The following is a 24,610-nucleotide window of genomic DNA, read 5'->3' on the forward strand; positions in this document are numbered from 1 at the left end:
TTGGTCGCAATCTTTTGTAGGAGCGAGCCTGCTCGCGATGGCGTTGTGTCAATCAGCTGCTATGCCGGATGACCCACCGCCTTCGCGAGCAGGCTCACTCCTACAGGGGGTATTTATGGTGGCGTACATATCCATCGCTGCGGTAACGACTACCTAAGGTTTCGCCCTTACGGCGACTCACTTTTTTTACAAACGCCTAAAAAAAGTAAGCAAAAAAACGCTTGCTCCTGCGTTCGGCCCTCGCAGGGTCGGGTTCCTTCGCTGCGGGATCGATCCGGGCGCAGCGGCTACGGTTTGCTTCGCTGCACCTCCTTCCGCTGTGTCTGGCTGCGCCAGACGGTCGCTGCGCTCCCACGCCCGGATCAATCCCTCCGCTCAGCCTTCCGACGTCGCCGGTAGATCAAGATCAAAAGCACTCGAGCTAACGCTCATTGTTGAGTGGGGCGGCTTCGCCGCGGGCAGCTGCGCTGCTTTGCTTTTCTGTGGGAGCGAGCCTGCTCGCGATAGCTATCTCAAAGATACGAATGAACAGCAGATTTACCCTGATCCCTGTGGGAGCTGGCTTGCCAGCGAAGGCGTCAGTTCAGTCGACGCATCGCCCTCAGATCACTTCCCAACCACCCCCCAGCGCTTTGTACAAGGCAATGCTCGCCTGCAACCGCGACAGGCGCAGTTGGACGTTCAGGTCTTGCGCCGCATACAGCGTGCGCTGAGTTTGCAGGACGGTGAGCAGGTCTTCGGCGCCGGCCTGGTAGCGGCTCTGGGCGATGTCGAAAGCGGTCTGTGCCTGGTTCAGTTCTTCGCTTTGCCATTGCCGCTGTTCGTCGAGGCCGCGAATGCTGCTGAGGGCTTTTTCGACGTCGGCGAAACCGTTGATGATTGCCCCGCGATAGGTCTCCAGCAGTTCATCCTGGCGGGCCTTGGCCTTGTCGCGTTCGGCGCTGAGGCGGCCGTTGTTGAAGATCGGCGCGGTCAGCCCCGAGGACAGGTTGTAGAACGTCGTGCGCAGCAGGTCGGCGGCAAGGTCGGCGCCGCTGCCGAGGCTGGCGGTCAGGGTGATTTTCGGCAGCATCGCGGCGCGGGCGACGGTGACATCAGCCTGCGCCGCCGCCAGTCTGGCCTCGGCGCTGGCAATGTCCGGGCGGCGACTGAGCAAGTCGCTCGGCACGCCACTGGCGATGTCCGGCCAGTGCAATTGGGCGAAGGCTTGCTCGGGCAACGGCAACGCTTGCACCGGTTGGCCGAGCAGGGCGGCGAGGCTGATCAGTGCTTCGCGGGCCTGTTGTTGCACCAGCGGCAGGCGACGCTGTTGTTCGGCCACCAGGCTTTTCTGCTGGGCCAGTTCCAGCGCGGTGGCGCTGCCGGCGTCGAAACGGGTCTGCACCAGATGCAGCACATTCTGCGCATTTTTCAGATTGAGTTCGGCAATGCGCGCCTGCTCACGCAAGGCCAGGGTTTGGGTGTAACTGTTGGCGACGCCGCTGAGCAAGGTCAGCTCGACGGTGGCGCGGTCGAACTCGCTGGCCTGCACACCGAACACGGCACTGTCGCGCGCGGCACGCTTGCCGCCCCAGAAATCGATTTCGTAACTGGCGCTGAGCTCGGCATCGTAATAATCCAGCGAGCGATTCTCGGGACTGACATCCAACTGGCTGTAGCCCTTGCCGTGGATCAGTTTCTGCCGGTTGGCGTTCAGCCCGGCCTTGAGTTCGGGCAGCAGCGGGGCGCCGGCAATGGTTGCGCTGGCCTCGGCCTGTCTGACCCGTGCCACGGCGGCGGCGAGGTCGTAGCTGCCCAGCCGCGCCTGTTCCACCAGCCGCTCCAGCTCGGGGCTGCCGAACTGCGTCCACCATTGTCGATTGCTCTGCAGCGCGCCATGGCTGTCGACGGACTGCCACGCGCTCGGTGGCTGCACGCCGCTGTCCAGGCGCGGCACCGGGCTGCTGCAGGCCGCCAGCAACAGGCTGGCGGCGAGGAACGTCAGTCGCACTTTCATAGGTCGATCATTCACTGGTAAGGGCCGTGACCGGGTCAAGCCGGGCAGCTTTGCGGGCCGGCATGAAGCCGAAGATGACACCGGTGACCAGCGCACAGGCAAACGCACCGATCACTGCCAGCGCTTGAAAGGCAATCGCCACGCCGCTGAGCAACAACACGCCGCCGACCAGCAGCGCCAGGCCAATTCCGGCGATACCGCCGACCACCGAGAGCATCAAGGCTTCAGTGAGAAACTGACGGAGGATGTCGCGCTGACGGGCGCCGGTGGCCATGCGAATACCGATCTCGCGGGTACGTTCGCGTACGGTCATGAGCATGATGTTCATCACGCCGATACCGCCGACCAGCAGAGAAATTGCTGCAATCGCCCCCAGCATCAGCGACAGCGTGCCTTGCGTGCGCGCTTCGGCCTGGATCATCGCGGCATTGTTGGTCAGCTCGAAATCCTTCTTGCCGTGGTGCCGACGCAACATCGCCTGTTCGATGGCCTGTTCGGCGTCCTTGACCTTGCGCGCATCCTTGGCCGCGATCACCACGTATTGCGGATTGCGGCTGCCGAACAGGCGCGTGCTCGCCGCCGAATAGGGCACGGCGATGCGGTTGTCGCTATCCGAATCGCCGGAGCTGGCGCCTTTTTCCGCAAGCACGCCGAGGATCTGGAATGGCACATTTTCGATGAGGATGTATTGGCCGATGGGGTCGGCGACATCCTTGAGCAACTTGTCGCGGACCTTGGTGCCGATCACCGCGACAGCGGCGGCGTTGTCCTCGTCGGCCTGGGTGAAGTAGCTGCCCTGAATCACCGGCCAGTTGAAAATCTGCGGAAAGTTGGTGTCATTGCCGCCGACGTAACTGCTGTGGTCGGCGTTGCCAAAGCGCACCCCGGCGGTCGAGCCGTTGACCGGCATGATCCGTTCCACCTGGGGCAGGGCGGACAGTTCGGCGACGTCGTCGAGGGTGATGATGCCCTCCGGCGTACGCGGGTTCGGCGCCGAGCCGCTGAGGTAAATGATGTTGGAGCCGAACGCACCCATCTGCGCCATGACCTGACGCTTGCTGCCTTCGCCGACGGCGAGCATGACCACTACCGAGGCCACACCAATGACGATGCCCAGCAGGGTCAGCGCGGTGCGAAAGCGGTTGATCCACATCACTCGCCACGCCGCTTGTACAGCGTCCACCAGTTCACCTTTCCAGGCGCCGGTCTGGTTGCTGCCGCTGCTCAGGCGCTGGCGCAGGTCGACCGCTTGCAACGCCCCGGGATTGGCCGCAGGCGGCGCGCACGCGTGCTCGGCGATGTCGCTGATGATCAGGCCGTCGCGGATTTCGATGATGCGTTTGGCCCGTTGCGCCACTTCGCGGTCGTGGGTGATGAGGATCACCACATGGCCTTGATCGGCGAGTTCGTCGAGCAGGGTCATGACCTCGGCGCCGCTGTGGCTGTCGAGGGCGCCGGTCGGCTCGTCGGCGAGGATGATGTGGCCGCCGTTCATCAGCGCACGGGCAATCGACACCCGCTGTTGCTGGCCGCCGGAAAGCTGATGCGGACGATTGCCGGTGCGAGTGCCGAGACCGAGACGTTCCAGCAGCGCGTGAGCTCGGGCATGGCGCTCGGCGGCCGGGGTGCCGGCATAGATCGCTGGCATCTCGACGTTTTCCTGCGCCGAGCCGGACGGGATCAGGTGATAGCCCTGAAAGACAAAACCGAAGGCTTCGCGGCGCAGCCAGGCCAGTTCATCACTGTCCAGCTGCGCGACATTTTCCCCGGCGAACAGATACTCGCCGCTGGTGGGACGGTCGAGGCAACCGAGGATGTTCATCAGCGTCGATTTGCCTGAACCGGAGGCGCCGACAATCGCAACGAATTCGCCGGCATGGATCGACAGATCGATCCCGCGCAGCACTTCCACCCGCGGGCTGTCATCACCGCCGTAGGCTTTGCGGATTTGCCGCAGGTCGATCAGAGGCGTGTGCATTCAGCCTCCATGACCGGCGGCCGGCGCGCTGAGAACATGCTCGCCCTCATCCAGACCTTCGAGCACCTGGGTGCGCAGGCGATCGCTGATGCCGGTGCGTACTTCGCGCGCCTGAACATCACCGTTGGCAGCGACGATCTGCGCCCGCTGCCACTGCGGACGCGAACCCGGTTGCAAAGCGGCAGTCGGCACGGTCAGGGTGTCCTGCGCCTGTTCGGCGACGAAGAACACCTGGGCGGTCATGTCGGTCATCAGGCTGTTGTCGGCGTTGTCGACGTCGAGCAGCACGGTGTACAGCACCACGCGTTCGCTGCCGCTGCGACCACTGGTGGGACTGCCGCCCTGATTCTGTTCGAGCGGACGCGGCGGCACCGGCAGGATCTGCCGCACCGTGCTGCTCCAGCGCCGAGTGCCACCGCTGAGGGTAGTAAAGTAAGCGGTCATGCCGGGTTTGACATGGCCAATGTCGGCCTCCGAAACTTCGGCCCATACCGTCATCGGCGACAGTCGGGCGATGCGCAGGATCAGCGGGGTCTGTTGCTGCGCGTTGAGGGTCTGGCCTTCGCGCGCACCGACGGCGACCACGGTGCCGCTCATCGGCGCATAGATGCGCGTGTAACCGAGCTCCGCTTCGTCGCTGCGCAGGCTGGCCTGGGCCTGGCGGATCTGCGCCTGGAACATGTCGATGCGCGCCTGGGTTGCGCGGACCTCGGCGCGGGCGGTCTGCACGTCTTCTTCGCGGGTGGCGCCACCGGCGGCGAGTTTCTGCTGGCGCTGGTATTTCTGCTGCGCCAGATCGTGCTGGGCGCGTTGCTCCTGCAACTGCGCCTTGAGGTTTTCGATGGAAAAGCGCCCGGCATCGAGCTTGGCTTTCTGTGTCGACGGGTCGATTTCCACCAGCAACTGGCCTTCCTTGACCGTATCTCCAGCCTCGACGTGAATCTTCTGAATCTGCCCCGAAGCCTGCGCCCCGACATCCACATAGCGGCGCGGCTGCAAGGTACCGAGCGCCGTCACGCTGTTTTCGATATCGCCCCGGCTGACCTGCACAGTGGCAACGGCGTCGCGACCGGGTGGCAAGACTTGCCAGGCAGCAACGGCGATCACGGGAATCAGACAGAGGGCGGCAAACAGCGCGCGACGGGCGGGGCGGGGACGATTCATGCAGGGTTCCGGCCAGTGGTTGCGGCCCGTCGCAAGGCACGACAGACACAGGGGCTGTCCTGTAAACGAGGCATGGGCGACGGAATTTAGCCGCAGACACATCGAGTTACCGCACGCCGGGCGACGACTATTTGTCCGGGATATGGAATCAACTCTTTAAATCTATATGAGAATTACTATAAATTACGCACCTCAAGTTGCCACTATCTTGCTACTGCGTGATCCGCAGGTCTGATCAGTGCGCTCAAGGACAGAAACGGCATCGATGCGGTCGGGAGTCATGTTGGAAAACTACTATCGTGAGCTGGTGTGTTTCCTCAACGCCAGACTGGGCAACCGTCAGGTCGCCGAGGATGTGGTGCATGACGCCTATGTACGCGTGCTGGAGCGCTCCAGCGAGGTGCCGATCGAACAACCCCGGGCCTTCCTTTATCGCACCGCGTTGAACCTGGTCATCGACGATCACCGCCGTAACGCGCTGCGTCAGGTCGAATCGCTGGACGTGCTCGACAACGAAGAGCGCTATTTCACCCCGTCCCCCCACGGCACCCTCGATCACGGCCAGCGTCTGGAAATGCTCCAGCGCGCACTGGCCGAGCTGCCGCCGCTGTGCCGCGACAGTTTTCTGCTGCGCAAGATCGAAGGAATGTCCCATCCGGAAATCGCCCAGACCCTCGGCATCTCCCGGGCGCTGGTGGAAAAACACATCGTCAACGCCATGAAACATTGCCGCTTGCGCATCCAGCAATGGGATGGCCAGTGATCCGCGCCGGTTAAATTTCCTTTCATCGTCCTCGTTCCTACTCAACAGACGACCTGCTGACCTGATTCAGGCCGGTCAGGCCACCCAGGCTTTATTTCCCCGCGTTGAGGGGTTCATCCAGAGGACACTGGAAATGACACAGGCAATTGCATCGCCCATCGTTCACGACCTGATCGGCGTCGGTTTCGGCCCTTCGAACCTGGCACTGGCCATCGCCCTGCAAGAGCGCGGCCGGATCCAGGGCGAACTGGATGTGCTGTTCCTCGACAAGCAGGCCACCTACAGCTGGCACGGCAATACATTGTCGACGCAGAGCGAGTTGCAGATTTCCTTCCTCAAGGACCTGGTGACCCTGCGCAATCCGACCAGCCCGTATTCTTTCGTCAATTACCTCAAGCACCACGGGCGTCTGGTCGACTTCATCAACCTCGGCACTTTTTATCCATGCCGCATGGAGTACAACGACTACCTGCGCTGGGTGGCCGGGCAGTTCACCGAGCAGAGCCGTTATGGTGAAGAAGTGCAGTTTATCGAACCGGTGTTGCACAACCAGCAGGTTGAAGCGCTGCGGGTAATTTCTCGGGGCAGCGACGGCCAGCAATTCGTGCGTACCACACGTTCGGTGGTGGTCAGCGCTGGCGGCACACCGCGCATTCCGGAGGCGTTCAAGGCGCTGAAGGGCGATCATCGCGTGTTCCACCATTCGCAGTATCTGTCGCAAATGGCCAGACAGCCTTGCGTGAACAATCAACCGATGAGCATCGCCATCATCGGAGGCGGACAGAGCGCGGCGGAAGCCTTTATCGATCTGAGCGATTCATTCCCGTCGGTGCAGGTCGACATGATCCTGCGCGGCTCGGCCTTGAAGCCTGCGGACGACAGCCCGTTCGTCAACGAAGTGTTCTCGCCGGAATTCACTGATCTGGTGTTCCAGCAGAACAGCGTCGAGCGCGAGCGTCTGGTCAACGAGTACCACAACACCAACTATTCGGTGGTCGACATCGACCTGATCGAACGCATCTACGGCATCTTCTACCGGCAGAAGGTTTCCGGGATTGCCCGCCATGCGTTCCGCACCCTGACCACCGTCGAGAGCGCCACTGCGACGGCAAACGGCATCGAACTGGCCGTGCGCAACAACGCCACCGGGGAAGTCACGGTGCGAATCTATGACGCCGTGGTGCTGGCCACCGGTTACGAGCGCCAGATGCACCGCAAATTGCTCGCGCCGCTGGAGGAATACCTCGGCGAATTCGAAGTCGATCGCAACTACAAACTGATCACCGACGAGCGCTGCAAGGCCGGCATATATATGCAGGGCTTCTGCCAGGCCAGCCATGGCCTGAGCGATACGCTGCTGTCGGTGCTGCCGATTCGCGCCGATGAAATCGCTGGCTCGTTGTACGAGCATGGCAAGCAGCGCGGGCACAGTCGCTCGGTGGCGGAGCTGTTGTTGGCGACTGCCAGCTGAAGTATGCGGCGCCTGTCACACCGCTTTCGCGAGCAGGCTCGCTCCCACAATGGTTCTGTGAATGCAGGCCAGAATGTGGGAGCGAGCCTGCTCGCGAAGGGGCCATGGAAAGCCCCACAGATCCTGAATCTGAACCCTTCCTGAACACCCCCCACATTCCCGGCAAACACCTCTTCCAGCGGTTTAGCTGCGGGCGTAAGCTGCGCGCGTTTTCATCAATTGCGGAGACCCACAGTGGGTACTTGTTCGAGTGACAGTTGTCGGCCGGTCTCGATCACCGGCAGATTCTCGGCAAGATAACGCGCAGCCTTTCCCTGCCGTTGTCTCGCCGTAACAGCGAGCAGCGGCATCCCGTGCACGACCCGTTCCGGATCGTGTCTCGACGTCCTTCTCAACGACGCTGAACCAAGCGTGATGGCGACCTCAGTCGTCAGCGCCGCCTATCGACACGCCTGTCATTCCCGACGGGCGCGCCAAGCCTTGCCGCGCCGGTTGTCCCGGTGCCAGGGCGCGGCGGTACCTGCTCGACGGTTTCCCGGCTGACCACAGGGGACACAGCCATGAAACTCACGCTCAAGGAATTTTTCGCAGGCTTTCTGCGCAGCCGTCACATCGCCCGGCACTTCCGTAGCCTCGCGTTGCTGGATTCGATCAACGACACCAGGGTCAGCCGTGAAGTGCCGCCGACGCTGGCCAGTACGCTGGTGGCTGCCGCCCATGAAGACAGCGCCGCGTTGCTGTCGTCGTTGGGCACGCACGGCGAGGGGCTCACCGAGGTCGAAGCCGATGCACTGCGTGCGCAACACGGCCTCAACGAAGTCGAACACGAGCAGCCGCTGCCGTGGTGGACCCATCTGGGGCACTGCTACAAAAACCCGTTCAACCTGCTGCTGACTCTGCTCGCGGTGATCTCTTGGCTGACCGAAGACCTCAAGGCCGCCGTGGTGATTTTCTCCATGGTGGTGCTGTCGACGCTGCTGCGCTTCTGGCAGGAGAGCAAATCCAATCAGGCCGCCGATGCGCTCAAAGCAATGGTCAGCAACACCGCCACGGTGCTGCGCCGCGATGGCCCACGCCGGGAGCTGCCGATCAGGCAACTGGTGCCCGGCGATCTGATCGTACTCTCGGCCGGCGACATGATTCCCGCCGATTGCCGCGTGCTCAGCGCCAAGGACCTGTTCGTCAGCCAGGCAGCGATGACCGGTGAATCGATGCCGGTGGAGAAATTCACCCGGCACACCGATCGCGACACGCGTAACCCGCTGGAGCTGGACAATATTCTGTTCATGGGCACCAACGTTCTCTCCGGCAGCGCGATTGCGCTGATTCTCACCACCGGCAACAGCACCTATTTCGGTGCGCTGGCGCAACGGGTCGGCGCGACGGACCGGGCGGTGACCTCGTTCCAGCAGGGCGTCAACAAGGTCAGCTGGCTGCTGATCCGCTTCATGTTCGTCATGGCGCCACTGGTACTGTTCATCAACGGTTTCACCAAGGGCGACTGGACCGAAGCGCTGCTCTTCGCGCTGTCGATTGCCGTCGGCCTGACTCCGGAAATGCTGCCGATGATCGTCACCTCGACCCTGGCCAAAGGCGCCGTGTCCCTGTCGCGCAAAAAGGTCATCGTCAAACGCCTCGACGCGATTCAGAACTTCGGCGCCATGGACGTGCTGTGCACCGACAAGACCGGCACCCTGACTCAGGACAAGATCTTTCTGGCGCGTAATGTCGACGTCTGGGGTGAGGATTCTGACGCTGTGCTGGAACTGGCCTACCTCAACAGCTACTACCAGACCGGCCTGAAAAACCTGCTGGATGTGGCGGTGCTGGAACACGTGGAAGTCCATCGCGAATTGAAAGTCGGCAGTGCCTTTCGCAAGGTCGATGAAATCCCGTTCGATTTCAATCGCCGGCGCATGTCGGTGGTCGTGGAGGGCCGCGGTCAGCCCCATCAATTGATCTGCAAAGGCGCGGTGGAAGAAGTGCTGGCGGTGTGCAGCCGCGTGCGTCACGGCGAGGTCGATGAAGTCTTGAGCGACGAGTTACTGGTGCGGATTCGCCAGGTCACCGGCGCTTTCAACGCCGAAGGTCTGCGTGTGGTGGCGGTCGCGGCTCGCTCAATGCCAGCAGGCCGCGAGATTTACAGCCTGGCCGATGAGCAGGAACTGACGCTGATCGGTTACGTGGCATTCCTCGATCCACCGAAGGAAAGCACCGCGCCAGCGCTCAAGGCCTTGGCCGAGCGCGGCGTGGCGGTGAAGGTGTTGACCGGTGACAACGAGCTGGTCACAGCAAAGATCTGCCGCGAGGTCGGCCTCGGCCAACAGGGTTTGCTGCTGGGCAATGACATTGAGCGCATGAGCGATGCTGAGCTTGCGGTGGCGGTCGAGACGACCAACGTCTTCGCCAGACTCACGCCGTCGCACAAAGAGCGCATCGTCCGTGTGCTCAAGGGCAACGGCCATGTGGTCGGGTTCATGGGCGATGGCATCAACGACGCGCCGGCGCTGCGCAGCGCCGACATCGGCATTTCCGTGGACAGCGCGGTGGACATCGCCAAGGAGGCCGCGGACATCATCCTGTTGGAAAAAAGCCTGATGGTGCTGGAGGAGGGCGTGCTCGAAGGGCGGCGCACCTTCGCCAACATGCTCAAGTACATCAAGATGACTGCCAGTTCCAACTTCGGCAACGTGTTCTCGGTGCTGGTGGCCAGTGCATTCATCCCGTTCCTGCCGATGCTGCCGATGCACCTGCTGGTGCAAAACCTGCTGTACGACATTTCGCAGATTGCCATTCCGTTCGATAACGTCGACGAAGAGATGCTGAAACAGCCGCAGCGCTGGCAGCCGGCTGACGTCGGGCGTTTCATGCTGTTCTTTGGCCCGATCAGCTCGATCTTCGACATCACCACCTTCGCCTTGATGTGGTACGTGTTCGACGCCAATACCCCGGATCACCAGACGCTGTTCCAGTCCGGCTGGTTCGTGGTCGGGTTGCTGACCCAGACGCTGATCGTGCACATGATCCGTACGCCGAAGATTCCGTTTCTGCAAAGCCGTGCAGCCATGCCGCTGCTGGTCATGACAGGGGGCATCATGGCAGTCGGCATCTTCCTGCCCATGGGCCCGCTGGCGCATTACTTCAAGTTGCAGGCATTGCCGTCGCTGTACTTCGTGTTTCTGCCAATGATTCTGCTCGCGTACATGGCTTTGACCCAAGCGGTGAAAGGCTTCTACATCCGTAGATTCGGCTGGCAATAGCAGCCATGGAATGCTCTCCCCTGTGGGAGCGAGCCTGCTCGCGAAGGCGCCGTGTCAGTCAATACGTCTCTGACTGGTATAGCCCCTTCGCGAGCAGGCTCGCTCCCACAGGGGATATTGGTGCGTCGGGGCCGCCGGATGAATGAGCGGATTTTTAGGAAAAGTCCTACAGAGCTATCCCCGGCGCTTGCGTAGTCTTGCCCTCCCCAAACCTCACCGGGAGAATGACCATGAGCAACAAAGCGTTGCGCATCCTGATCGCCGACCCGCAGCATTTTCATCGCATGAAAATCGAGCGCCTGTTCAACTCGCTCGGCTACTACCGCGTCGCCCCGGTGCAGAATCTCGGCGAATTGTTGACCCTGGTCGACTACGGCTGCGAGCCGTTCGATGTATTGGTGATCAATGCCGAGCTGGCGGCAGGCTCCCTCGATCTGTCGGGCTTTCTGCTCGATCACCCACAGGTTCGCCACGCTCTGATCTACAACGAACCGTCGGCGCCCTTGCTGGCGGTTGCGGGGTTTGCTCAGGAAAACGCGCAGATCAGCCCGACGCCATTGCCCAATTCACAGCTCATCGGGCAGGTGATGGCGAGAGTCGAAGCTTGCGACGAACGCCAGGCACCGCCCGACTCTCACGCGTCGTTGCGCCATGCCAATGCATAAAAAACCACTCTGCACAACTGTCAGACCTGACAGGTGATTCTCTTGCTCATCCATGTAACAGTGCCGGCGCGGCCACCGACTCCGGGACAGACTGTTGCGGTGTCTTCGATTTTGCAGGAGTACCAATGAAGTCAGCGCTGATCGTCGATGATCACCCAGTCGTGCGCGCGGCCATTCGAATCGTCCTGCAGGCTCAAGGCTTCACGCAGATTCATGAAGCGTCCAATGGCAATGAAGTCGTGCCGTTGATTTGCGCGCATGATCCGCACCTGGTCGTGCTCGATCTCGGGTTGGGGTCCATGGACGGGCTGGAAGTGCTGACGCGAATCCAGATCAAAGCGCCGACGGCACGCTGTCGGATCCTGGTGTTCAGCATGCATGAGCCCACGCATTACCAGGAGCGCTGTTTGCGCGCGGGCGCGCGGGGTTACGTGACCAAGAGCAATCATCTGACGCTGCTGCACGATGCTATCAAGGCGCTGATGTCCGGCCACACCTATTTCTCCGCGTTGCCCAATACCAGCGGTCTGTACAACGCGGTTCAACGCACTGAACAGGAGCTGATCGCTCAGCTGTCCGATCGAGAGTTATGCATTTTCGTGAACCTGGCGTTGGGCAAACCAAACAAAGCCATCGCCCAGGAGATGCACCTGAGTCACAAGACTGTCAGCACCTACAAGACCCGCATGATGGCGAAACTTGGCCTGGGTTCGCTGGTGCTTCTGCGTGAGTTCGCCAAGCGCAATCACTTGATCTGAGTACCTCGACATGACGCAGGGACTGCGGGTTTTAGGGATTTGGCTGGGGCTTGCCGCCTCGGTCTGGGCGAATGATCAGCCGCAGACACTGGAGGTGCTGGCGCGCCTCGAACCTGGGGGTATCCAGGTCCGCCTCGATGATCGGGAGCGCCAGTGGCTGCGTGAGCATCCAGTTTTGCGCATGGGCATCTCCGGCCCGGATTACCCGCCCTTCGAAATCACCCGCCAACAGCATGAGCTGGAAGGGCTGACCGCCGATTACGCCGATCTGCTGGCGCAACTGCTCGGCATCAGGATCGAAGTGCGGCGTTTCGCCGATCGGCCGGCACTGATGGCCGCACTCAAGCGCGCTGACGTTGATCTTTTGGGCACCTCGAACAGTTTCGAAGCGGCGGATCCGGCCTTTGTTCTGTCGCGGCCGTATGCTGAAGATCAGCCTATGCTGGTCACGCGTCACGACGAGAAGCTGACCGCCGACCTGACGGCCAAACGCATCGCCATGGTCGAGGATTACCTGCCACTGGCCCATGTTCAGGCATTCTACCCCGGCGCCCACGTGCAGCTTTATGCTTCGGCCATGGATGCACTCGGCGCGGTCGCCTTCGGTGCCGACGACGTGTACCTGGGCGACTTCATCAGCGCCAATTATCTGATCAACACCAACTATCGCAACGACCTGCAATTGGCCGGGCCGTCGGGGCTTGACGCCAATCCGTTCGCCTTTGCGTTGTTGCGCAGCGATGTGGTGCTCAAACGCATCGTCGACAAGGCCTTGCTGGCCGTGCCCATGGAGCGTCGGCATCTGATCGAACAGCGCTGGAGCGTCGGCCTCGCCGAGATGGCCGAACAGTCGCGGGTACAGCTCAGCGCCGCTGAACAGCAGTGGCTTGATCAGCACCCGGTGGTGCGGGTGGGCGCGGTCGAAGACTTCGCGCCGTTGGCGTTTTTCGATGCCGAGGGACGCTTCAACGGCCTGGCAGCGCAGTTGTTGAGCCTCATCGCTCAGCGCAGCGGGCTGAATTTCGAGATCGTGCGTGGCACCTCGTTGAACGATCAGTTCGAGCAGCTCCAGGCGGGTGAACTTGATGTCCTGCCGGTGGTGACGCCGAGCACCGAGCGGGAAGCGCAGCTGCAATTCACCCGCGCCTATCTGAACAATCCGTTCGTGCTGGTCAGTGCGGCGAACGGGCCACATCCATTGCCGCTCGACGACCTGGCGGGCAAACGCCTGGCCATCTATCGCGGCCACCCGTTGCGCGAATACCTGTTGCAACGCGTGCCCGGACTACGTCTGGTCGAAGTCAAAAGCCCCGCCGAAGGCATGGCGCTGATTGCCCGAGGACAGGTCGACGTAACGGTGAGCTCGTTGCTGGTGGCGCGTTTTCTGATTGCCCGGCAGTACCGCGATCGCCTGCGAATTACCGGCACCGTTGGCGATCAGCCAGCGCGCATCGCATTGGCCACGGCGCCGCAATCGGCATTGCTGCACTCGATCCTGAACAAGGCGTTACTGAGCATTGCGCCGCAGCAAATGGATGAACTGGTGGAGCGCTGGAGCCACGATGTAGTGGTCGAGAACAGCTACTGGCTGCGCCACCGTCAGGAGATTCTGCTGGGTTTCGCCAGCGCAGCTGCCTTGCTTCTGTTGGCACTGCTGTGGATTGGCTGGCAGCGCCGGCAGATCCACCAGCGTCAGCAATGGTTGCTGCAACTGCAACAGGCCAAGGACGCGGCGGACGAAGCCAGTCGGGCCAAGAGTACTTTTCTGGCGACCATGAGCCACGAGATCCGCACGCCGATGAACGCCCTGATCGGCATGCTCGAACTGGCCCTCAAGCGCGCAGAGGAGGGCGTCACCGACCGCTTGGCGATTCAGGTGGCGTCGAATGCCGGCCAGCAATTATTGGCGTTGATTGGCGACATTCTCGATATCGCTCGTATCGAATCGGGGCATTTGTCCCTCGCGCCCGAGCGGGCCAACCTGCGGGAGACGGTGTTATCGGTATGCCGAGTGTTCGAAGGGCTGGCGCGGCAGAAACGCTTGTTGTGGCGCATCGAGCTTGATCCGCGCGCCGACGTGGATGTGCTGATCGATCCGACGCGCTTCAAACAGGTGCTGTCCAACCTGTTGAGCAATGCGATCAAATTCACCGAGGCAGGCGAGGTCAGCCTGCGACTGCAGATCGTTGCGATATCGCACGAGCAAGTGAGTGTGCAAGTGCTGATCGAAGACAGCGGCATCGGTATAAGTGCTGAAGATCAAAAGCGCCTGTTCAGCCCGTTCGCTCAAGCGAGCAATAGCCCTCAAGCGGCGCGCAGCGGTTCCGGCCTGGGGCTGGTGATCAGCCGTAACCTCTGTGAAATGATGGGCGGCACGCTGGGTCTCGATAGTGATCTCGGGCAGGGCACGCGAGTAAAAATCAATATCCAGTTGCCGCTGCTGACGTCGGTGGCGACCACACTGGCAACGCCCGAGGCGGCAGCCGCGACCTGTGTATTAAGCGTGTTGGTGGTGGACGATCACCCGGTCAATCGCTTGCTGATGTGCTGGCAACTGAGTGAATTGGGGCATCGCACGGTAGACGTTGGCGATGGTGAACAGGGGCTGGACCGCTGGCGAACCCAGGCCTTCGATGTGGTGATCACCGACTGCAACATGCCGCGACGCAATGGCTATGAGCTGGCACAGGCGATTCGCAACGAAGAAGCCGCCAGCGGCCGCAGGCCCTGTCTGATCCTCGGTTTTACGGCCAACGCGCAAATCGAAGAGCGCCTGCGTTGTCTGGATGCCGGTATGGACGGCTGCCTGTTCAAACCGATTCGCTTGCACGATCTGGCTGAAGCCATGAACGGCGCCCGCCGTTGCGAGCTTCACGAAGATGAACCGCCTGGCGCCGAGTCGGTCGAGATTGACCTGAGTGCCCTGGAGCAGATGGCCGGGACCGATCACTCGTTGATCGAGCATTTGCGCAACGAAGTCGGCAACAGCCTGCGTGATGATCTCCAGGCTCTGGATCAGATCCACGTCGGCGACCGCAACGGCCTGCGTGAGCTGGCCCATCGCATCAGGGGCGGCGCGCAAATGGTCGGCGCTGCGCGGGTTGTTGTTGCGTGTGTTGAGCTGGAAACGGCTTGCCGAGGCAGTGAAAACGCAGTTATCAACCGTGCCATCGACAGGTTGCGCGAAGCCATGCACGGCCTCGCACGGTGCCTCTGAACCAATGCAGTCTGCTGTGGGAGCGAGCCTGCTCGCGAAATGCGCGCTGCTGACCCAATTGTTCTGCACATGGAACACTCAAGCCGGTTTTCACCGTCTAGTCGAATATTCGATATGCCTTTAGGCTTAATCCAATGCATTTACACATTGGAGACCCCATGAAAAACATCATCGGCATTTACACCAGCCCGCGCGGCCATTGGGTCGGCGATGGTTTCCCGGTGCGCACACTTTTCTCTTACGACAACCTGGGCAAGCACATCAGCCCGTTTTTGCTGCTCGATCACGCCGGTCCCGCCGAATTCACCCCGACCACTGAACAGCGTGGCGTCGGCCAGCACCCGCACCGTGGTTTCGAAACCGTGACCATCGTTTACGACGGCGAAGTGCAGCACCGTGACTCCACCGGCAGCGGCGGCACTATCGGCCCGGGCGACGTGCAGTGGATGACCGCAGCGTCCGGCATCCTCCATGAAGAGTTTCATTCGGAGAATTTCGCCAGAACCGGCGGCAAGCTGGAAATGGTTCAGCTGTGGGTCAACCTGCCGGCCAAGGACAAAATGGCCGCGCCGGGTTACCAGACCATTCTCGACCGCGACATTCCCAGCATCGCGCTCAAGGACAACGCCGGCAGCCTGCGTCTGATCGCCGGTGAATTCGACGGGCACACCGGACCTTCGCGCACCTTCACGCCGATCGATGTCTGGGATCTGCGCCTCAATGCCGGCAAGTTGCTGACGCTTGATCTGCACGAAGGACGCAATACCGCACTGGTGGTGCTGAAAGGTTCGGTGCAGGTCAACGGTGCGGAATCGGTAGGGGTCGGGCAGTTGGCGCTGTTCGAACGCGACGGTGATCGACTCACTCTCCAGGCCAGCGAAGACGCGGTGGTATTGCTGCTCAGCGGCGAGCCGATCGACGAACCGATCGTTGGTCACGGCCCGTTTGTGATGAACACCGAGCAGGAAATTCATCAGGCCTTCGCCGACTTCCAGTCCGGGCGTTTTGGCCGGATGCACGCCTGACCCCGAGCTTTACTGGCAACTGAAACTCCCCTGTGGGAGCGAGCCTGCTCGCGAATGCTCTGATTCAGTCGAAGAGGTAGTGACTGACAGGACGCCTTCGCGAGCAGGCTCGCTCCCACAGGTTTTTCAGCGTCTGATCGTTCCCACGCTCTGAGTGGGAATGCAGCCGGGGACGCTCCGCGTCCCACAGCCTCAAGATCGCAGCCTTCGGGAGCTCCTACAGGGTTTCGCAGTGTTTTCAAGCGGCGGTTCATCCGCCGAAATCAATTGCTCCTACACTGTACCAATCTGTGCGATCTTCTCGCGATTGGCCTTTGTCGGAGTTGTTTGATGCTGTCTCTGCTGACCGAACACCCGTTGTTTAGCGCGTTGATCCTGATCCTGCTCGATCTTGGCCTGTGGCGGCTGATCAGCTCTCGCGGCAGCGAATGGAAGCTGTTGGTGCGGGTACTGATTTTCGCCCTGTTCAGCATTGTGCTGTTCAACGAAGGCCTCAACCCGATGGAGCCGGCGCCGTGGGCCGACAACGTGCCGCTGCATCTGGCGGCGACCGGGTTGCAGATCGGCTGGTGGCTGTTTGGTGCGCGGACCCTGACGGTGCTGATCGGCGCGGTGATGATGCAGCGGGTCGGCCACACCGGCCGGCTGTTGCAGGACTTGCTCGGCGCGGTGATTTTCCTCATCGCGATCATTGCGGCGCTGGCGTACGTGCTCGATCTGCCGGTCAAAGGCGTGCTGGCGACGTCCGGCGCGTTGGCGATCATCGTCGGTCTGGCCTTGCAGAGCACGTTGAGCGACGTGTTCTCCGGCATCGTCCTCAACACCACCAAGCCCTATCAACTCGATGACTGGATCTCCATCGACGGCACCGAGGGCCGCGTCACCGACATCGACTGGCGCGCCACGCGTCTGCAAACCAGCCAGGGCAGCATGGCCGTGATTCCCAACTCGCTGGCGGCGAAAGCCAAAATCATCAACTTCAGCCGACCGAGCAATATGTTCGGCGTTTCCGTCAGCGTGCCTGTCAGCCCCCATGCCCGGCCCAGTTCGGTAATCGAGGCGCTGGAGCGGGCAATGCAGGGTTGTCGGCAATTGCTCGACACACCGGCGCCGAGCGTGTCGTTGAAGAGTTCTGCCAGCGGCGGCGCGGAATACGAGATCAGCGGATTTGTCGCTTCGATGGGTGAGAAGCGCGTGGTGCGCAATCAGTTGTTCGACCTCGCTTACCGGCATTTGCAGGCCTCCGGGGTCAACCTGCTGTCGAGCAACGAGACCAGCGCCGCACCGCAGTTGTCGCGGCCAAGGGCGTTGTTAGAAAGCTCACCGATCTTCTCGACTCTGCGCGAGGAAGAAAAAGACACCTTCAGCCAGAACATGACCCTGCAAACCTTCCGCGCCGGCGAAACGATTCTGGCGGGCGGGGAGGTCAGCGATCATTTGTTCATCATTGAATCCGGCGTGGTTTCGGTGACGCTCAAGCGCCATGGTGCACCCCTGGAATCCGGGCGCATGGGGCCGGGCGAGGTGATCGGCGAGGCCGGGATTCTCTCCGACACCGCGTTGCCGGCGGATTTTTCCGCGAAGACTTTCTGCGCCCTGTATCGCATCGAGAAGTCCTACCTGAAACCGTGCCTGGACGCGCGCCATGACATCCATGATGCGATGCAGGCGTTGCTCGATTTTCGTCTGCACAAGGCGCAGTCGCTGACCGAGGACGCGCCCGTGGTCGCGCCGAAAAGAGGCTTCCTGCAATGGCTGCGTAATCGCGTCTGAGCTGTCGCATTGTCATTCGATGCAACCTGCGCGGCGTTCTCAGGGTCACAATTTGCAATCCCACCGGGCAGGAGTTGCAGACGATGAAAAACCTGCGGATCGCCACCTTCAACGTCAACGGCATGCGCGCGCGGCTGCCGAATCTGCTGGAGTGGCTCAAGCGCGAGCAGCCGGACATCGCCTGCCTGCAAGAGCTCAAGTCAGTCGACAGCGCGTTTCCCGCCGCCGAACTGGAGGCCGCCGGTTACGGCGCGATCTGGCAGGGCCAGGCGTCATGGAATGGCGTGGCGATTCTGGCGCGTGATGCGCAGCCGCTGGAGAGTCGACGCGGTTTGCCCGGCGATCCCGATGACACGCACAGCCGCTATATCGAAGCGGCGGTGCACGGTGTGCTGGTCGGTTGCCTGTATCTGCCCAACGGCAACCCGCAGCCGGGGCCGAAATTCGATTACAAACTGGCCTGGTTCGAGCGTCTGATCAATTACGCCAAAGACCTGCAAGGCAGCGATCACCCGGTGGTGCTCGCCGGTGACTTCAATGTCGTGCCCACCGACATGGACATCTACAACACGCGATCCTGGCTCAAGGACGCCTTGTTGCAACCTGAAAGCCGCGAGTGCTACCAGCGGTTGCTGGATCAGGGCTGGACCGATTCCCTGCGCCACGTGTATCCCGAAGAACGCATCTATACCTTCTGGGATTATTTCCGTAACCATTGGCAAACCAACTCCGGCCTGCGCATCGACCACCTGCTGCTCAACCCGGCATTGAGCCCGTATCTGCACGATGCCGGCGTCGACGCCTGGGTGCGCAACGAACCGCACGCCAGCGACCATGCACCGACATGGATTCGCATCGCTTCGCGGAAAAAGCGCTGAGCGGGCGATTGGCGAAATCAATTGTCGGAAGCCGTGCTTGATCCCGTATACAGGGCAATATCCACGCAGTGTTCTGCGGCCCCACGCATAAGGATCGAGCAATGAGTGCGCCACGGCTGAGCAATACCAATCTGTATCTGCAACGTCTGGGTTTCGATGCGCCGCCGCCACCGACACTGGATACGTTGCGTCAGTTGCAACTGCGCCATACCGCCGAATTTGTTTTCGAGAATCTGGCTACGATCATGGGTGAACCGGTGTTGATCGACCTGGACTCCATCGAAAGCAAGGTGCTGCAGCAAGGGCGGGGCGGCTACTGCTACGAGCTCAATCATTTGTTTTATGCGCTTTTGCTTGAACTGGGATTTGAGGCGCGCGGCATCAGCGGGCGCGTGGTGATGAATCAACCGGAAGGCAGCTGGACGGCGCGCACCCATCGTTTGAGCCTGGTCACCATCGACGGCACTCGCTATATCGCCGACGTCGGCTTTGGCGGCATGGTGCCCACCGCGCCGCTTTTGCTCGACAGCGAACATGAACAACCCACCCCACACGAACCCTATTGCATCGACAAGCAAACCGATGGCTACCTGCTGCGCGCCAAGGTCGCAGGTGAATGGCGGCCGATGTACCTGTTTGATCTGCAGCGCCAGGAAGACATCGATTACACCGTCGGCAACTGGTACGTCTCGACGCATCCCGAGTCACCTTTTGCCCAGCGCCTGATGCTGGCGCGCACCGGCGCTGGTTGGCGCAAAACCCTGAACAACGGCAGTTTTGCCATTCATCACATGGGCGCGGACAGTGAGCGGCGCGAGGTGGCGGATGTCGACGAGCTGATGAAATTGCTGCGGCGTGAGTTTGATCTTCAAGTGCCTGATTCACCGCGTGTGCGGCAAGCGCTGGCTCGGGTCATCGCGCCAGCCTCCATCTAAGGCTTTACATCAGGCTCCAATACGCGGCGGATTTCGCCGATTGCCGCCGACAGCTTTCTCTCGAGACTCTTGAGATCGGTGGCGGTGATGCCTTTCTTGAATTGCCCCGTCAGACCTGAGTCGTCAGCGCTTCCCTGCTGGCGTGGGCCATCAAGCAGAGCATGGCGCAGGGTGTTGTTGATCACGGTCTGGTAGCCAAAGCCCTCGGTTTCTGCGGCGCTACGCGCCGCTTCGATCACCGCGTCATCAAGCATGATGGTGATGCGGGTCTTGCCCTTGTTCGGCACTACTGCGCCGCGTTTACCTGCGGAAAAGTCATATTCGTCTTTCATCGGTCAAGCCTCCTTAACTCCGGTCGTAACTGAATCTCCTCAATTTCATTATGCATACTTTATATGCATAAAAAAGAGCGCAACTACACCGTCGGTCGCCGTAGACACTTCAGCCTAGTGGGCACTGGCGCGAGCGCAACGGGGATGTGTTGCCGAATTTTTTGGGGCAAGAAGCGCAGACTAGAAGGTTGGATGGCTACCTAACCATTATGTGACTGACAAGTTGTATACAACTCTATGGACATTTGTCCTGAGTATTGAATACAGTGTGCGCATAACAAAAACCAGGGAACCCCCCACCATGAAAACGCCCCATGTTTCACACCAACGGCCCGAGGACGAAAACCTCGGGGTCGGCGCGAATATGGCTTACGGCCTGCAACATGTTCTGACCATGTACGGCGGTATCGTTGCGGTGCCACTGATCATTGGCCAGGCGGCCGGTCTGTCGCCGGCGGACATTGGTCTGTTGATTGCTGCTTCATTGTTTGCGGGGGGGCTGGCGACGTTGCTGCAAACCCTGGGTCTGCCGTTTTTTGGCTGTCAGCTGCCGCTGGTCCAGGGCGTATCGTTCTCTGGTGTGGCGACCATGGTCGCGATCGTCAGCAGTGGCGGGGAGGGCGGTTTCCAATCGGTGCTGGGCGCGGTGATTGCCGCCTCGTTGATCGGCTTGCTGATCACGCCAGTGTTTTCGCGCATCACCAAGTTCTTTCCGCCGTTGGTCACCGGCATTGTGATCACCACTATCGGCCTGACGCTGATGCCAGTGGCCGCACGCTGGGCAATGGGTGGCAACAGCCACGCGCCGGACTTCGGCAGCATGCAGAACATCGGTCTGGCAGCGGTGACGCTGGTGCTGGTGTTGCTGTTGAGCAAGGTTGGCAGCGCGACCATTTCTCGGCTGTCGATTCTGCTGGCCATGGTCATCGGCACGGTGCTGGCGGTGTTCCTCGGCATGGCGGATTTCTCCAGTGTCACCACCGGTCCCATGTTCGGCTTCCCGACACCGTTCCACTTCGGCATGCCGACCTTCCATTTCGCCGCGATCCTGTCGATGTGCATTGTGGTCATGGTGACGCTGGTGGAAACCTCGGCAGACATCCTTGCCGTGGGCGAAATCATTGACACCAAGGTAGATTCCAAACGCTTGGGCAACGGCCTGCGCGCCGACATGCTGTCGAGCATGTTTGCGCCGATCTTCGGTTCGTTTACGCAAAGTGCTTTCGCGCAGAACGTCGGTCTGGTGGCGGTGACCGGGATCAAGAGCCGTTTTGTGGTGGCCACCGGTGGTCTGTTCCTTGTCGTGCTTGGCCTGCTGCCGTTCATGGGTCGGGTGATTGCTGCAGTGCCGACTTCGGTACTCGGCGGCGCCGGTATCGTGCTGTTCGGCACGGTGGCCGCGAGTGGCATCCGCACGTTGTCAAAGGTGGACTACCGCAACAACGTCAACCTGATCATCGTTGCCACCTCGATCGGTTTCGGCATGATCCCGATCGCCGCGCCGAACTTCTACGATCATTTCCCGAGCTGGTTCGCGACTATTTTCCATTCGGGCATCAGTTCGTCGGCAATCATGGCGATCCTGCTCAACCTGGCGTTCAACCACTTCACGGCCGGCAATTCGGATCAACAATCGGTGTTCGCCGCCGCCGAAGAGCGCACGCTGCGTTATCGCGATCTCGCCGCGCTGCGTGAAGGCGATTACTTCAGCGACGGCAAGCTGCATGATTGCGATGGCAAGGAAGTGCCGGTGATCGAGCCGGATGACCATGATCATGGCCACGGCGCGCCAAAGGTGCAGGTGAAAAGCAGCGAACATGTCTGACTGCTGCTGAATACAGAAGGGCCGATCTGGTTGTACAGATCGGCCTTTTCGTTTGCAGATTAAAAGATCGCAGCCTTCGGCAGCTCCTACATCGGGATCAGCGTTTCCCTGTAGGAGCCGCCGAAGGCTGCGATCTTTTGATCTTTTCAGGCGCCCACAAAAAAGCCCCTGAACCTTGCGATTCAGGGGCTTTGCTATTTGGCTCCACAACCTGGACTCGAACCAGGGACCCAGTGATTAACAGTCACTTGCTCTACCAACTGAGCTATTGCGGAATTGGTGCGTATGTTACTGATTCAAAAAGAGAAGTCAAGCATCACCTGGCAATTTTTGCGATTCATGGGGACGGACGGCATTTTGTCAGCGATTGGCGGTTACCAGAAAGACTTCAGAGGTCTACCATGGCAGCCCGGAAGTGGTCACACGCGCTGCCGGCCATTCGCCGCAAAGGTACGCGCCATGAATCAAATCATCCGTAACACCGAGGTGCTCGCATGAGCACTGCACAGATCAGCCTGCCCAAAGGGATCGGCCCGCACGCCGAAAAACTTTTCGATGCAATCGCCGGGGCAAGCACCGCCGAAGAATTGAACCGCGCTGGCGGCAAGGCTGAAGGTTTCGTCCTCGGTCTCGAAAGCAGCAAGGCCATCAAAAGCCAGGTCGCCGAATCGCTGTATGTGATTTACGACGATGCCGCCACCCAGCGCTCGGCTGAACTGGCTTAACTGCCGAAAGTAATCGTGCCGAGCATCAGCTTGGCATAGACCGCTGTCGCCGCCAGTTGCACCAGCCACAGGGCCAGGCCACCGAGGAATACCCCGGTGGCTACTTGCAGCACCAGGCTCTTTTCACGCTTGGCCGGAGCGCGCGGGATGAAATCATCCAGGTCGTCACGGTCGGCGCGCAGGTTGTCGTTTTTCATGTGGGTTCTCTTCAAAAATCTCGGGTGTACACAAAACCGGTAGGAGCTGCGGAACGCTGCGATCTTTTGATCTTGATCTTGGAAACAAGATCAAAAGATCGCAGCCTCGTTGCACTCGTCAGCTCCTGCACTTTGAATTGTGTGCAGTCTAGAGGTTGCACGGCGGTTCCAGGGACAAATAAAAACGGGAAGCCCAAAGGCTTCCCGTTTTTCATCGCGCGGCGAAATCAGATGACCTGAACGATCGCGTCCGTCACAGCCTTGATGTTGCTCTGGTTCAGCGCAGCCACGCAGATGCGGCCGGTGTCCAGGGCGTAGATGCCGAACTCGTTGCGCAGGCGATGCACTTGTTCAGTGGTCAGGCCGGAGTAGGAGAACATGCCGCGCTGACGACCGACGAAGCTGAAATCGCGGCCCGGCGCTTTTTCCGCCAGCAGGGCAACCATCTGCTCGCGCATGCCGCGAATGCGCAGGCGCATCTCGGCCAGCTCGGCTTCCCACTGTGCGCGCAGTTCCGGGCTGTTCAGCACCGCAGCAACAATGCTGGCGCCATGGGTCGGCGGGTTGGAGTAGTTGGTGCGGATCACGCGCTTGACCTGCGACAGCACGCGCGCGCTTTCTTCTTTCGATTCGCTGATGATCGACAGTGCGCCAACGCGCTCGCCGTACAGCGAGAACGATTTGGAGAACGAGCTCGAGACGAAGAAGGTCAGGCCGGATTCGGCGAACAGGCGCACAGCGGCGGCGTCTTCATCGATGCCGTCGCCGAAACCCTGGTAAGCCATGTCGAGGAACGGCACGTGACCTTTGGCCTTGACCACTTCCAGTACCTTGTTCCAGTCCGCCGGGGTCAGGTCGACGCCGGTCGGGTTGTGGCAGCAAGCATGCAGGACAACGATCGAGCCGTTCGGCAGGGCGTTGAGGTCGTCGAGCATGCCGGCACGGTTCACGTCGTGGGTGGCAGCGTCGTAGTAACGATAGTTCTGCACCGGGAAACCAGCGGTCTCGAACAGCGCGCGGTGGTTTTCCCAGCTCGGGTCGCTGATCGCCACGACGGCGTTCGGCAGCAGTTGCTTGAGGAAGTCGGCACCGATCTTCAGCGCGCCGGTCCCGCCGACGGCCTGAGTGGTGATGACGCGACCGGCGCTGATCAGCGGCGAGTCGTTGCCGAACAGCAGTTTCTGCACGGCCTGGTCGTAGGCAGCGATGCCATCGATCGGCAGGTAACCGCGCGAAGCGTGTTGCGCGACGCGAATCGTCTCGGCTTCGATCACCGCGCGCAGCAGTGGAATTCGCCCCTCTTCGTTGCAGTACACGCCTACGCCCAGGTTGACCTTGGTGGTCCGGGTATCTGCGTTGAATGCTTCGTTGAGGCCCAGGATTGGATCGCGGGGTGCCATTTCGACAGCGGAGAACAGGCTCATTATTACGGCGGCTCTGAATGGAGAGTGGAGGGACGTGTAGCGCTCCAGCCGAATGCACTAGAGCGGTGCACAAACGGGGAGCTAGTATAGAGGCCATCACCGCGCAATGGCGACAGGCGAATCGGCTTTTGGGGTAAGTTTTTCCGATTATTTCTGGACCGTTAGTCGATTGACTTTGTCAGACTCTTTACCGGATGTAGGACGTTTGCCTTGAAAGGTCAGGC

The 24,610-nt window shown here is 60.8% G+C and carries 19 protein-coding genes and 1 tRNA gene; 13 read left to right on the forward strand and 7 right to left on the reverse strand.

From position 1 onward, the window contains the following. Positions 1 to 601 precede the first annotated feature (601 nt). From AB4O45_RS22505 to AB4O45_RS22515, 3 genes are read right to left on the reverse strand one after another with little or no spacing between them, the layout of a single operon-like run. Positions 602 to 1,996 (reverse strand): efflux transporter outer membrane subunit, encoded by a 1,395-nt coding sequence (locus tag AB4O45_RS22505; protein ID WP_460160567.1) that lies wholly within the window; start codon positions 1,994 to 1,996, stop codon positions 602 to 604. Between the two features lie 7 nt (positions 1,997 to 2,003). Further along, a complete protein-coding gene (locus AB4O45_RS22510; protein ID WP_460160568.1) occupies positions 2,004 to 3,974 on the reverse strand; it encodes a MacB family efflux pump subunit in 1,971 nt (656 codons plus the stop codon). After that, the gene (locus AB4O45_RS22515; RefSeq protein WP_460160569.1) at positions 3,975 to 5,138 is read right to left on the reverse strand and encodes an efflux RND transporter periplasmic adaptor subunit; all 1,164 of its coding nucleotides are present in this window, start codon (positions 5,136 to 5,138) and stop codon (positions 3,975 to 3,977) included. Between the two features lie 280 nt (positions 5,139 to 5,418). Between AB4O45_RS22515 and AB4O45_RS22520 the strand changes: the two genes are divergently transcribed. The 10 genes from AB4O45_RS22520 (at position 5,419) to AB4O45_RS22565 (ending at position 19,883) form a co-directional block, all read left to right on the forward strand. Beyond that, the gene (locus AB4O45_RS22520; RefSeq protein ID WP_016773904.1) at positions 5,419 to 5,901 is read left to right on the forward strand and encodes a sigma-70 family RNA polymerase sigma factor; all 483 of its coding nucleotides are present in this window, start codon (positions 5,419 to 5,421) and stop codon (positions 5,899 to 5,901) included. A 133-nt stretch (positions 5,902 to 6,034) separates the two neighbouring features. Then, positions 6,035 to 7,372 (forward strand): lysine N(6)-hydroxylase/L-ornithine N(5)-oxygenase family protein, encoded by a 1,338-nt coding sequence (locus tag AB4O45_RS22525; RefSeq protein WP_236169444.1) that lies wholly within the window; start codon positions 6,035 to 6,037, stop codon positions 7,370 to 7,372. A gap of 560 nt (positions 7,373 to 7,932) precedes the next feature. Continuing rightward, on the forward strand, positions 7,933 to 10,632 hold the full coding sequence (mgtA, locus tag AB4O45_RS22530) for a magnesium-translocating P-type ATPase (RefSeq protein ID WP_460160570.1): 2,700 nt from the start codon (positions 7,933 to 7,935) through the stop codon (positions 10,630 to 10,632). Between the two features lie 230 nt (positions 10,633 to 10,862). Beyond that, a complete protein-coding gene (locus AB4O45_RS22535; protein ID WP_041478514.1) occupies positions 10,863 to 11,297 on the forward strand; it encodes an ANTAR domain-containing protein in 435 nt (144 codons plus the stop codon). A gap of 125 nt (positions 11,298 to 11,422) precedes the next feature. Beyond that, positions 11,423 to 12,055, forward strand: coding sequence for a response regulator transcription factor (locus AB4O45_RS22540; RefSeq protein ID WP_056784337.1), 633 nt, complete (start codon positions 11,423 to 11,425; stop codon positions 12,053 to 12,055). Positions 12,056 to 12,065: 10 nt separating this feature from the next. After that, the gene (locus AB4O45_RS22545) at positions 12,066 to 15,272 is read left to right on the forward strand and encodes a transporter substrate-binding domain-containing protein (protein ID WP_460160571.1); all 3,207 of its coding nucleotides are present in this window, start codon (positions 12,066 to 12,068) and stop codon (positions 15,270 to 15,272) included. A gap of 158 nt (positions 15,273 to 15,430) precedes the next feature. Continuing rightward, complete coding sequence (locus AB4O45_RS22550; protein WP_150741426.1) at positions 15,431 to 16,297, forward strand: pirin family protein; 867 nt, start codon at positions 15,431 to 15,433, stop codon at positions 16,295 to 16,297. 330 nt (positions 16,298 to 16,627) lie between these two features. Next, positions 16,628 to 18,070, forward strand: a complete 1,443-nt coding sequence (locus AB4O45_RS22555; protein WP_110646436.1) for a mechanosensitive ion channel family protein — start codon at positions 16,628 to 16,630, stop codon at positions 18,068 to 18,070. Positions 18,071 to 18,153: 83 nt separating this feature from the next. Beyond that, entirely contained in the window at positions 18,154 to 18,948 is a 795-nt protein-coding gene (xth, locus tag AB4O45_RS22560; RefSeq protein ID WP_460160572.1) for an exodeoxyribonuclease III, read from the forward strand. A 101-nt stretch (positions 18,949 to 19,049) separates the two neighbouring features. After that, positions 19,050 to 19,883 (forward strand): arylamine N-acetyltransferase family protein, encoded by an 834-nt coding sequence (locus AB4O45_RS22565; protein ID WP_460093776.1) that lies wholly within the window; start codon positions 19,050 to 19,052, stop codon positions 19,881 to 19,883. On the opposite strand, the gene AB4O45_RS22570 is transcribed toward AB4O45_RS22565, so the two are convergent. Next, positions 19,880 to 20,215: a BrnA antitoxin family protein gene (locus tag AB4O45_RS22570; protein ID WP_460160573.1), complete on the reverse strand. Its 336-nt coding sequence runs from the start codon at positions 20,213 to 20,215 to the stop codon at positions 19,880 to 19,882. The two genes, AB4O45_RS22565 and AB4O45_RS22570, sit on opposite strands and share 4 nt — an antisense overlap. A 301-nt stretch (positions 20,216 to 20,516) precedes the next feature. On the opposite strand from AB4O45_RS22570, the gene AB4O45_RS22575 reads away from it, so the two are divergent. Continuing rightward, positions 20,517 to 22,040, forward strand: a complete 1,524-nt coding sequence (locus AB4O45_RS22575) for a nucleobase:cation symporter-2 family protein (protein ID WP_122506463.1) — start codon at positions 20,517 to 20,519, stop codon at positions 22,038 to 22,040. 199 nt (positions 22,041 to 22,239) lie between these two features. Here the strand turns inward: AB4O45_RS22575 and AB4O45_RS22580 are convergent. Beyond that, a tRNA-Asn gene (locus AB4O45_RS22580) sits at positions 22,240 to 22,315 on the reverse strand. Between the two features lie 10 nt (positions 22,316 to 22,325). On the opposite strand from AB4O45_RS22580, the gene AB4O45_RS22585 reads away from it, so the two are divergent. After that, positions 22,326 to 22,538, forward strand: coding sequence for a hypothetical protein (locus AB4O45_RS22585; RefSeq protein ID WP_460160574.1), 213 nt, complete (start codon positions 22,326 to 22,328; stop codon positions 22,536 to 22,538). Continuing rightward, complete coding sequence (locus AB4O45_RS22590; RefSeq protein WP_122700510.1) at positions 22,535 to 22,765, forward strand: hypothetical protein; 231 nt, start codon at positions 22,535 to 22,537, stop codon at positions 22,763 to 22,765. The genes AB4O45_RS22585 and AB4O45_RS22590 overlap by 4 nt, the downstream gene beginning before the upstream one ends. Here the strand turns inward: AB4O45_RS22590 and AB4O45_RS22595 are convergent. Both AB4O45_RS22595 and AB4O45_RS22600 read right to left on the reverse strand, forming a co-directional pair. Further along, on the reverse strand, positions 22,762 to 22,962 hold the full coding sequence (locus tag AB4O45_RS22595) for a hypothetical protein (protein WP_041478524.1): 201 nt from the start codon (positions 22,960 to 22,962) through the stop codon (positions 22,762 to 22,764). The two genes, AB4O45_RS22590 and AB4O45_RS22595, sit on opposite strands and share 4 nt — an antisense overlap. 227 nt (positions 22,963 to 23,189) lie before the next feature. Next, on the reverse strand, positions 23,190 to 24,386 hold the full coding sequence (locus tag AB4O45_RS22600) for an amino acid aminotransferase (RefSeq protein ID WP_016773918.1): 1,197 nt from the start codon (positions 24,384 to 24,386) through the stop codon (positions 23,190 to 23,192). Positions 24,387 to 24,610 lie beyond the last annotated feature (224 nt).

Source organism: Pseudomonas sp. S2_B10, from assembly GCF_054668425.1.